This window comes from Symbiopectobacterium sp., assembly GCF_051710365.1.
Lineage (GTDB): Bacteria > Pseudomonadota > Gammaproteobacteria > Enterobacterales > Enterobacteriaceae > Symbiopectobacterium.
In genome coordinates this window covers 1-4684 of the sequence record NZ_JBPETA010000218.1, presented here as the reverse complement: position 1 = coordinate 4684, position 4684 = coordinate 1, and the positions used below count along the sequence as shown (strand labels likewise).

Here is a 4684-nt window from a genome sequence, read left to right as displayed (position 1 = left end):
GTTCAGTATTGGTGACAGACCACCACAAGTATCCAACCTCAATTCTGTTCACAAGACCATCGTTGATGTTCTCGGCGAGCGATACCGTCGAATTTATTCTTAAAGTAGGTGCGGAATGACGGATGTATAGGCTTCGCGTATCACTGTTTGCTGGCTTCCCCCCACAGGACATCCCACCGCACAGTTATCAATCTCTGGTTCATCTTCCGATTCGCTCATCGGGGAAAATGTGTTTGATGCTACCGGCTCAGGCTGTTTTGTTGTGGTACAGGCCGCGAGAAAAATGACTGGGAGTAGTCGAAAAAAGGTATATTTCATGGCTTCATCCAAGTGCTGACAATATCGGGATAGAGGGATAAACGCGACCCAATAAAGCTTCGCATAAAGAATAAGGTGACATGAGTTTTTTAAACGGCAGTTTAATATCAACCAATACAATAAAAACAAATGATGATATTGAGAGGACTGTTCCAGACGGAAATAGTTTTTTGCGGCGACGCATTCATAATGTCGTCACCGAAAGGGGTACTTCGAAATTGAGGTACGCGTTTAGTTCGCTAGTTGACTAATCGTTGGGAGGGATGCGAAACCCTTTCAACGAAATAACAAACATCCCTGCTTTCTTGCTGATCTTTGCACCTTGTGCACACCATGCATCAGCGATTCTGAAAAAATCGTCAGTAGTCACGGAATAATCAAGAAGCACTTTGCTGGTGGTGCCGGAAGCGAGCAACTTTTCAGCTTCACTCGTACTTTTGGCATGAATGGTTATCATTTTTTTATCTCCAGATGGCCGTACCACCATTATGTGTATCAATGATGACACTATGATGACGAAGAGAAGGGGGGAGTTAAATAAAAAAGCCAGCGCGTCGCTGGCTTGATAACCGAAGATTAACGGGGGTGATTATCCGCGCAGGCGTGATGCTACGGCGGCAACACGTGCTCCATACTGCTTCGCGGTCTCCAAATCACCGGAAGGAATATCATCTGCCGGGCCATCGGAAGGGATTGTACCAGAAGACCCACGGAGCCACCAAGGTTGTTAACATCGTCGCGTGTCGCTGTTTTGGTATTAGCGGGCAGTAAGCCCAGGCTCACCCACAGGCCACCATGTTGAGAAGCCAGGGTTTGCATCCAAATCAGGCTAACCTGCTTGTCACCGTTCAGACTGGCGCTGTTGGTAAAGCCGCCAAAAACCTTATCCTGCCAGGCACGAGTAAACCAGGCTTTAGAAGAGGCATCCGCGAATTTTTTAAACTGCCAGGGCACCGAACCCATATAGGTGGGAGCACCAAAAATGATGGCATCCGCAGCATTCAGCGTTTCCTACTCATCAGCGGTAATGTCGCCGTTTTCATCCACGGCGATACGCGTTGCATCAGCACCTTGTGCAACATATTCTGCGACGCGTTGGGTGTGGCCATATCCTGAAAAATAAACAACAACAGTCTTACTCATGTTCACTTTTCCTTTCATCAGTAACAACAGGGACGGATGCGATGGTTTTGTAAACGATTGAAGAAAGCATCAGTTTTCGATGGAAAGATAGTATATATGGTACACTGCGTTGACAAGAAGGCACCTGAACGATACCAGGTTTCCTGGAGGATACTATGCAAATACACCTCATTCAGGGCGATACCGCACCCGGTTACAGCGTATATTCATCGCACTGCCCGGCGCGCCAGTTTTTGGAACGCCTGGCAGACAAATGGACCACACGATTATTGGTCGTTTGAAGTCAGGTGAGACGCGTTTTAATCAATTACGGAGGGATATCGAAGGCATCACCCAGAAAGTATTGTCGCAAACGCTGAAAAAGCTGGAGCGGGATGGCTTGGTCGCTCGTCGTGTGTTTGCCACGGTTCCGGTTACCGTAGAGTATTCACTGACGCCTGTTGGACTGACGTTGGTGGAAACGTTCGAAAGTTTGGCACACTGGGCAGAATCCAATATTGAATCAGTGCGGTTGGCACAGGAACACTATGACCGTTTACACGCTGTGACCAACAGCTAAAGACGACGTTGAGGGCATACGCCGTGAAAGTGAATGATATTGTTACAGTAAAAACCGACGGCGCAGAGCGACGGGAAGGCGTGGTGTTAGCGGTCGAACCGTTTCTGGAAGGGACGATGTACCTTGTTGCCCTACCGGACTATCCGGCGGGAATCTGGTTTTTTAATGAAGAAGAAAACCCGGAAGGCATTTTTGTGGAACTGAAACAGGAAGGCGCGCACCGGTAGTGGAGCAGGTCTGCAAGCAGACCTGCCCGGCGAGTAAGCGGTTAAAATGTTTCCCAATGCTCGCTGCTGTTAGTGGCTTTCTTATTCCCTGGCGGCAGTGCAGTCGGTGCGCTTTTGGCTGATGCAAGTGTGTATGACGCAGGTGTCGGCGTTGCACGTTGTTCTTGCAACTTGAACACGGCCACGGCGCGTGTCAGCAGTGCAGCCTGTTCTTCGAGCGAAGCGGCGGCTGCCGTTGCTTCTTGCACCAATGCGGCGTTTTGCTGCGTGACGCTGTCCATCTCGGCAATCGCTTGTCCTACCTGACCAATGCCACGGCTTTGTTCGTCAGACGCGGACGCGATCTCGCCCATAATGTCGGTCACATTGGTAACGGCATCAACAATCTCCTTCATGGTTTGTCCTGCCTGATCGACAAGCGTCGAACCACTGCTCACCAGCGATACCGATTCAGAGATTAATGTTTCTATCTCTTTTGCTGCCTGCGCACTGCGCTGCGCCAGACTACGAACCTCGCTGGCGACCACGGCAAAACCACGACCTTGTTCACCGGCACGCGCTGCTTCGACGGCAGCGTTCAACGCCAGAATGTTGGTTTGGAAAGCGATACTGTTAATTACGTTGGTTATTTCAGAAATCTTGCGCGAACTGCCGGAAATGCTATCCATCGTTTCAATCACATTAGAAACGATATTGCCCCCTTGCTTGGCTTTATTGGAGGCGTTTGCCGCCAACTGACTGGCGTGGTGCGCGTTTTCGGAGTTCTGCTTAACGGTTGCCGTCAACTGTTCCATACTGGCGGCTGTTTGTTCTAACGCGGCAGCCTGTTGCTCAGTACGAGATGACAGGTCCGTGTTGCCGGAAGAGATTTCGGTTGAACCCTGATAAATGGAATCAGCGCTTTCACGCACGGTGGCAACGGTGTTGACCAGTGAGGCCTGCATGTGTTGCACATTATTGCCTAACGTGCCGATTTCATTCGAGCCGTAGTTCACCGAGTGCTGCGTGAGATCTCCCTGGGCAATGCGTTGAATACGTGCCACCAGTGCGTTCATCGGCCGGATCAAGGTGCCGCGCAGGAACGTAAAGGTCAGCAAAGAGAGCAACAGGGCGATACCAAAGCTGGCACCCATCAAGGCATACCCTAAGGTGGCGTTCTCTGTTGCTATCTTGTTGAGTTGCTGTGCACGCTCGGTGTGGTAAGCGCCCGCATCCAGCAACGATTTATTGTAATTAGCATCAAGAACGCGAACTTCTTCGGCATCATAACTCAGGACTTCTTCGAACAAACCGTCCTTTGCCGACGCCATCATGGGCGTTATCCCTTGTTTGATATAGTCTTCGTATGCTTTGGTTAATCTGGCATCGAGCGAAATATCATATTCAGTTTTTATCGGGCGATTTTTATACAGCTGAAAGGCTTTTTGTGATTGCTCGACGCGTTGCGCAGCTTGCTTCAGGTTTTCATTGTAGACAGCTGAATCACCGATGCGTGCAGCGGAAGACGCCTGAATCAGGAGTAAGCGCGCGGTGCGTAGGTGATTGGAACTGCTGTAAAGCCCCCTGCGAACGTTGATTTCTTGCGTGATGTCGGCGAGGTATTGATTGCTGCGTGCCAGAAAATAGCTGGAAGTCCCTATCGATAAGGCGAACACCAACATGATGCCGCCGAGAATGATAACGAATAAAGGCACTAAGCGTAAATTATTCAACACACCTGTTTTCCCCTGCTGCTCAGATTGTGAAGTTATTTTCATGTCCATTCGCTCATTTTTCAGGAAAAGTGATTACAATTTACCAAACAACAAGACACATCACGCATCTTTGGTATTCAGCACCCTTACAGTAACAACGAGTGTTCCTTTTAGTCGCAACCAATATAAAAGATAATCGGCCTATAGTGAAACATCTTAATTGTAGTCGTCGGGATCTCGATCACAATTTTTGCTTTTTAAAACGTATTTTCATTTTGGTTGCTGATAAAGTAGCTTGTGGAATTTCGTAACGTCGTTGTAAAAAAAATTGTCGTGAAAAAATAAATGCCGATCCGCCTACTTTTATTGCATCAGTGTGCTGTTTCTATTGGAGTCTTTTTTGAAGAATACAACCGCTTTTTTTACCAATGAAAAAATAGTTTTTGCGCTGGCAACCCTTTGCTGCTTGTTGTGGGGAAGCGCCTATCCGGCCATCAAAAATGGCTATGCCTTGTTCCTGATAGCAGAGGGGGACATCGCCTCAAAGCTGGTGTTTGCCGGTTACCGCTTTGTGCTGGCGGGCGGGTTATTGCTGCTGTTGGCGCTGGCGAGTGGCAAGGCGATTGCGCGGTTTAAGCCAGGGCAACTCCGGCAATTAGCGGTGCTCGGGATCACACAAACGACGTTACAGTATATTTTCTTTTATATCGGACTCGCTTATACCACAGGGGTAAAAGGGTCTA

4 protein-coding genes and 2 pseudogenes are annotated in these 4684 nt (G+C 48.8%); 3 read left to right on the top strand and 3 right to left on the bottom strand.

What is annotated here, in order from left to right:
- Positions 1 to 565: 565 nt before the first annotated feature.
- The gene (locus ACTBDZ_RS15215; protein ID WP_222157457.1) at positions 566 to 775 is read right to left on the bottom strand and encodes a hypothetical protein; all 210 of its coding nucleotides are present in this window, start codon (positions 773 to 775) and stop codon (positions 566 to 568) included.
- A 132-nt stretch (positions 776 to 907) separates the two neighbouring features.
- Positions 908 to 1461: pseudogene (locus ACTBDZ_RS15210) on the bottom strand (flavodoxin family protein).
- 155 nt (positions 1462 to 1616) lie between these two features.
- Here ACTBDZ_RS15210 and ACTBDZ_RS15205 point away from each other — a divergent pair.
- Positions 1617 to 2020, top strand: a pseudogene (locus ACTBDZ_RS15205) (winged helix-turn-helix transcriptional regulator).
- Positions 2021 to 2043: 23 nt separating this feature from the next.
- Positions 2044 to 2247 carry a protein DsrB gene (gene dsrB, locus ACTBDZ_RS15200; protein WP_438815935.1) on the top strand — a complete coding sequence of 68 codons (204 nt, stop codon included), beginning with the start codon at positions 2044 to 2046 and terminating at the stop codon, positions 2245 to 2247.
- 41 nt (positions 2248 to 2288) lie between these two features.
- On the opposite strand, the gene ACTBDZ_RS15195 is transcribed toward dsrB, so the two are convergent.
- Positions 2289 to 4010 (bottom strand): methyl-accepting chemotaxis protein, encoded by a 1722-nt coding sequence (locus ACTBDZ_RS15195; protein ID WP_438815934.1) that lies wholly within the window; start codon positions 4008 to 4010, stop codon positions 2289 to 2291.
- 331 nt (positions 4011 to 4341) lie between these two features.
- Between ACTBDZ_RS15195 and ACTBDZ_RS15190 the strand changes: the two genes are divergently transcribed.
- Positions 4342 to 4684, top strand: a 343-nt coding sequence (locus ACTBDZ_RS15190; protein WP_438815933.1) for an EamA family transporter, incomplete at its 3' end; no start/stop codon positions are given.